General features: G+C 60.2%; 1 pseudogene. It reads right to left on the minus strand.

The features are described from left to right. A pseudogene (locus tag AC07T0_RS31745) lies at positions 1 to 515 on the minus strand (hypothetical protein); the annotation flags it as partial.

Below are 515 nucleotides of genomic sequence, written 5' to 3' on the forward strand. Positions count from 1 at the left end.
GCCTCCTTGATAATCGGCGCGTCGAGCCGCGAGCTGCCGGTGTCGACCACGATACGGATTTCGGCGCTCCAGTCTTCGGAGCGGTTATCGACCACGTCGTAGATTTCGAAAGCCACGGCCAGACCGTCAGTGTCGCCGGCGTCGTCGATCACATCCCGGCCAACGGTGACGATGATGGGATTATTGTCGGGATCACGAACTTGCTCGAGGGTCACGGTCTCCCAGACAAACACGCCCCCCCAGCTCAGCCGAATGCGGTCGCCTTCGGCGATATTGGGATAAGGCGGTCTCCCGGCAATGGGGGATTTGATGGTGATCGGAACGGAGGGTGTATCGGCATCGACGCCGTCGAGCAGAATCTCTTCGGGGATCTCCATATGCAGTTCGGAGTGACCGGGAATGCTGCCGTTCTCATCCCTGCCCCCGGGGCGATCGAGCTTGACGTAGATTTTGGTGCGGGGCGAAAAATCGGGATCGCTGCTGGGCCGCGTGACCACATAGTCCACGATGAAATG

Source organism: Pseudomonas sp. GW821-FHT04D07 (assembly GCF_059420225.1).